Source organism: Cytobacillus sp. NCCP-133 (assembly GCF_026011715.1).
Lineage (GTDB): Bacteria > Bacillota > Bacilli > Bacillales > Cytobacillaceae > Cytobacillus.
Genome location: NZ_BRVM01000014.1, coordinates 104,780 through 107,360 on the forward strand (window position 1 = coordinate 104,780; position 2,581 = coordinate 107,360).

3 protein-coding genes and 11 tRNA genes are annotated in these 2,581 nt (G+C 43.4%); 13 read left to right on the top strand and 1 reads right to left on the bottom strand.

Annotated features, from left to right (window positions below; all coding sequences use genetic code 11):
* On the top strand, window positions 1-167 hold a 167-nt coding region (locus NCCP133_RS15890), incomplete at its 5' end, for a S1 RNA-binding domain-containing protein (protein WP_264806060.1).
* 189 nt (window positions 168-356) lie between these two features.
* On the opposite strand, the gene cmpA is transcribed toward NCCP133_RS15890, so the two are convergent.
* Window positions 357-470, bottom strand: a complete 114-nt coding sequence (cmpA, locus tag NCCP133_RS15895; RefSeq protein WP_009336300.1) for a cortex morphogenetic protein CmpA — start codon at window positions 468-470, stop codon at window positions 357-359.
* A 168-nt stretch (window positions 471-638) separates the two neighbouring features.
* Between cmpA and NCCP133_RS15900 the strand changes: the two genes are divergently transcribed.
* The 12 genes from NCCP133_RS15900 (at window position 639) to NCCP133_RS15955 (ending at window position 2,486) form a co-directional block, all read left to right on the top strand.
* Window positions 639-1,112, top strand: a complete 474-nt coding sequence (locus NCCP133_RS15900; protein ID WP_264806056.1) for a SprT family protein — start codon at window positions 639-641, stop codon at window positions 1,110-1,112.
* 154 nt (window positions 1,113-1,266) lie between these two features.
* Window positions 1,267-1,341 (top strand) — tRNA-Asn (locus NCCP133_RS15905).
* Window positions 1,342-1,346: 5 nt separating this feature from the next.
* A tRNA-Ser gene (locus NCCP133_RS15910) sits at window positions 1,347-1,437 on the top strand.
* A gap of 15 nt (window positions 1,438-1,452) precedes the next feature.
* Window positions 1,453-1,524: transfer RNA gene (locus tag NCCP133_RS15915), tRNA-Glu, on the top strand.
* Window positions 1,525-1,561: 37 nt separating this feature from the next.
* A tRNA-Asp gene (locus NCCP133_RS15920) sits at window positions 1,562-1,637 on the top strand.
* Window positions 1,638-1,643: 6 nt separating this feature from the next.
* A tRNA-Gln gene (locus tag NCCP133_RS15925) sits at window positions 1,644-1,718 on the top strand.
* A 133-nt stretch (window positions 1,719-1,851) separates the two neighbouring features.
* A tRNA-Lys gene (locus tag NCCP133_RS15930) sits at window positions 1,852-1,927 on the top strand.
* Between the two features lie 11 nt (window positions 1,928-1,938).
* A tRNA-Leu gene (locus NCCP133_RS15935) sits at window positions 1,939-2,023 on the top strand.
* 59 nt (window positions 2,024-2,082) lie between these two features.
* Window positions 2,083-2,168 (top strand) — tRNA-Leu (locus tag NCCP133_RS15940).
* Between the two features lie 61 nt (window positions 2,169-2,229).
* Window positions 2,230-2,306 (top strand) — tRNA-Arg (locus NCCP133_RS15945).
* A gap of 6 nt (window positions 2,307-2,312) precedes the next feature.
* A tRNA-Pro gene (locus tag NCCP133_RS15950) sits at window positions 2,313-2,389 on the top strand.
* Between the two features lie 23 nt (window positions 2,390-2,412).
* A tRNA-Gly gene (locus NCCP133_RS15955) sits at window positions 2,413-2,486 on the top strand.
* Window positions 2,487-2,581: the final 95 nt, after the last annotated feature.

Genomic DNA, 2,581 nt, shown 5'->3' on the forward strand with positions numbered 1-2,581 from the left:
TTGGAGTCAAACAGGATGGTCTTGTTCATATCTCCAAGCTCAGCCGGCAATTTGTGAAGCATCCATTGGATGTAGTATCGGTAGGAGATGTAGTCACAGTCTGGGTCGATTCTGTGGATAAACAAAAAGGGAGAGTCGCCCTAACAATGCTGGACCCATCAAATTAAGAGAAAACATTGCTAATATTTTCTAGCTGCAGCGCCTAGCTCCTCGAATCATTAGTCAAATCACGCTAGGAATCTGGACAAGGAACTCTGCGGAAGCCATATTCGTCCTCCCAAAAGCGTTAGCTTTGGGAGGTTTCTTGCGTGATTCGCCTTTTGCTTGTCGGAGCTGAACGAAGCGCTTACGTTTTTCTATGAGCAGTGTTTTTTTCTATAAAAAAACCAGCATTGATTCAGCAGTTTAATCTGATAACGATCCTTCTCATAAAATGCACGTTGAATTTGGTTTTGAAACCAAACAGGCATATAGATTACCTCCCGTGTGTTAGGTTCTATCCCTTAGGTGTTTGCGGATATTTGAAGAATTCCAGTCATCAAGGTATTAGTATAGAACTAAAATATGAACATAAAAGGTATATATAATGTATGCTATAATAGGTTGTCATGTTCACTATAAAAGGGGAAAACATTGAAATGAACGACAAAGATCTTCAAAGTCTTGTTGAAAAAATATCTTTCGAAAGCTTCGAAAAACCATTCCGCCACAAGGCCTGCTTTAATGCCAGGCTTAGATCGACGGGTGGAAGGTATATGTTAAGCTCTCATCATATTGAAATAAATAAGAAGTATTATGAGCAACTTGGCCTGGAAGAATTGATTGGAATTATTAAGCACGAACTTTGCCACTATCATTTGCATTTAGAAGGCAAAGGGTATGAACACCGTGACCAGGATTTTAGAATGCTGATGAATAAAGTGGAAGCACCAAGGTTCTGCTCGGTTTTGCCGGATCGCCCGAAAACAAATAAATCTAAAAAGGTTCTTGTCTATGTGTGCAAAGAGTGCGGTCAAACTTATCAAAGAAAAAGAATGGTCGATACGAAGAAATATGTCTGCGGAAAATGCAAAGGAAAATTAGTCTTTAATAAAGAATTGACATTAGATTAAATAGTCCATATATTTTTTTATTGTCGCAGAGCTAAAGGAAGCAAAAACGGATAATAAATACTTTGAAAAACAAGCTTGACTTTTATAGTCCGAGTCTTTATACTCTAAAGAGTCGATAAGATGTTACCTGCAATATCGACTGACTAATTACTAATCCGCAGTAGCTCAGTGGTAGAGCATTCGGCTGTTAACCGAACGGTCGCAGGTTCGAATCCTGCCTGCGGAGCCATATTTGGGGAAGTACTCAAGTGGCTGAAGAGGCGCCCCTGCTAAGGGTGTAGGTCGCGTAAGCGGCGCGAGGGTTCAAATCCCTCCTTCTCCGCCAGAAAATATTTATAATGGCCCGTTGGTCAAGCGGTTAAGACACCGCCCTTTCACGGCGGTAACACGGGTTCGAATCCCGTACGGGTCACTTTCTTTTTTGTTTTTACAGATATTTAGAAATGCGGGGTCCTGTGGTGTAGCGGTTAACATGCCTGCCTGTCACGCAGGAGATCGCGGGTTCGATTCCCGTCGGGACCGCCATTATGTTGGGCTATAGCCAAGCGGTAAGGCACCGGACTTTGACTCCGTCACTCGCAGGTTCGAATCCTGCTAGCCCAGCCAATTTTATTTGCGAGCCTAAATTTGCAGCATCGAAGCGATACATCTCGAATAGCAAACTTAAAATCTGCGACAAAGAACGCAGGGCTTTGAAGCATTGATGCAAAAAAACCTTTAAGGAATTATATCAAAGTATGAGCCATTAGCTCAGTCGGTAGAGCATCTGACTTTTAATCAGAGGGTCGAAGGTTCGAGTCCTTCATGGCTCACCATTACTTATATTGCGGGTGTGGCGGAATTGGCAGACGCACCAGACTTAGGATCTGGCGCCGCAAGGCGTGGGGGTTCGACTCCCTTCACCCGCACCAGTAATTACCATTGAAAAACAAGTACCAATTTGCTAATATAATTATTGTCGCTTTATTAAGCGGTCGTGGCGGAATGGCAGACGCGCTAGGTTGAGGGCCTAGTGGGGGCGACCCCGTGGAGGTTCAAGTCCTCTCGGCCGCACCAAAAAAACTATTGACAAATGACTTGAGGATTGTTACAATACAAGAGTTACTTTTAAAAAAAGGCGCCCGTAGCTCAATTGGATAGAGCGTTTGACTACGGATCAAAAGGTTAGGGGTTCGACTCCTCTCGGGCGCGCCATTTAAACGGGGAGTAGCTCAGCTTGGTAGAGCACTTGGTTTGGGACCAAGGGGTCGCAGGTTCGAATCCTGTCTTCCCGACCATTCGGGAATAACAATTATTATATGCGGGTGTAGTTTAGTGGTAAAACCTCAGCCTTCCAAGCTGATGATGAGGGTTCGATTCCCTTCACCCGCTCCAAAAATACCGATTGATCTTTGAAAACTGAACGAACAAAAACGTCAACGTTAATTCTTTAGTCTTTTTTGAAAAGACAAATCGAGCTTAATCAACTC

Coding starts and splice junctions, on each gene's coding strand:
- NCCP133_RS15900 (WP_264806056.1), top strand. CDS start 639: ATGAACGACAAAGATCTTCAAAGTCTTGTTGAAAAAATATCTTTCGAA.
- cmpA (WP_009336300.1), bottom strand. CDS start 470: ATGCCTGTTTGGTTTCAAAACCAAATTCAACGTGCATTTTATGAGAAG.